Below are 1,440 nucleotides of genomic sequence, written 5' to 3' on the forward strand. Positions count from 1 at the left end.
TCGGCGTTCAACGGAGCATCCCAAGAGAATTCTCTATCTCCGTCACTTGTGTCTATTGAAAAAGTATTATCTGCCCGTAGATACAGAAAAAATTTCATGACTCTTGACCGTGGCTCAGAGTGGAGTCAATGGGATTTACACGTTCATACACCGCTCTCGTTTGAATCTTAGTTATGGCATTACTTCCGAACGCTCTTGCGTAGCACATTGTTGATTTCAGAGCGTTGCTTTGATAGCGTGTTTGAGAGCGTCTCGACCGGGTTTCCGAAACAGTTCCCGACGTAGTTGGAACGCTCTGAGATACTGCGTCAACTTGTCTTTCGAGACCCCTCGATGGGGCGAGAGCCACCGTCGCGTCAGCGACGCGTGGCTCTCGCAGGTGTTGACGTGAACTTCCTCATCGGCGTATTCGCCGTCGCCGTGGACGACGTATTTGCGGTCGAATGCGTCGTCCTCGTCGAGCGGTTCGTACGCCCGAAAGCCGTCGGTATAGACCGTGAGCGACTCCTCTGTGCGGTCAGCAAGCAGGAGTCGAATCGTCGATTCGTCGGCGGCTTTCGCTGGAACCACGTACCGCTGTCCGGTCCCGCGATCAGCGATTATGAACACGGGTGGCTTGTCGCCGCTATACGAACCACGCCCGCGCGTGGACAGGCCACGCGAGCGCGACTCCTGGTCGCGCTCGCGGCCTTTCTTCCCCGCGTTGACGTAGACCTCGTCGATTTCGACCGGGCCGACGAGATCGAGGGAAGGCGCATCGAGCGCGCTGGCGAAGCGCTCGATGCGCCGGTGGATCGTCTTGTGTGTCACCTCGATTTCGCACTGTAGTTGGCGGAGACTCGTGTTAAACCGGAGGAACGCGTAAATCGAGAACAGCCACCGCCGGAGCGCAATTTTCGAGTGAGCGAAGATTGTGCCAGTCTTGTCGTTGAACGTGCGGTCGCAATTCTTACACAGATACCGTTGAAACTCTCTGTAGCTGCCGTTTCTGACCGTCCGGTCAGAACGGCAGCGAGGACAGGTAACACCGTCACGCCAGCGAACCTGCGCCAACAGGTCCGCTGCGACCGATTCCGACCCAAACACATCTAGCGGAATCATTCGTGTCGGGCACCGCTGCCGCGGTGCCCTTGTCCTCTTCGACTCCACAGCGACCGCTCAGCAGTATCAACAATCTCCTACGCAAGAGCGAAAAGAACTATTTTGCTGGAGTTGGTTTGCTGAATTCGCTCCCTTTCGACTATCTCATCCGGACGAAGGTCGATACTCATATTGTCACCTACAAGTTCAAAGAAACCCAAGTCCCACATCTCTCCGAAGGTGACAAGTGGTTCAACCAAATCTGGAAGCGAGCCGCCCGACTCAACTGCTATGGGGAGGAGTTCGAGGAGCTGCGCGAACGACTTGGTGGGATTGAGCCGGCGACGGAGATAGATGAAC

General features: G+C 55.9%; 1 protein-coding gene and 1 pseudogene. One reads left to right on the forward strand and one right to left on the reverse strand.

The window, feature by feature from the left end:
- Positions 1 to 216 precede the first annotated feature (216 nt).
- A complete protein-coding gene (locus tag GJ634_RS15170) occupies positions 217 to 1,101 on the reverse strand; it encodes an IS1595 family transposase (RefSeq protein ID WP_157503656.1) in 885 nt (294 codons plus the stop codon).
- 101 nt (positions 1,102 to 1,202) lie between these two features.
- Here GJ634_RS15170 and GJ634_RS17050 point away from each other — a divergent pair.
- Positions 1,203 to 1,440 (forward strand): annotated as a pseudogene (locus GJ634_RS17050) (hypothetical protein); the annotation flags it as partial.

It is taken from the genome of Halobacterium sp. CBA1126, assembly GCF_009741975.1.
Lineage (GTDB): Archaea > Halobacteriota > Halobacteria > Halobacteriales > Halobacteriaceae > Halobacterium.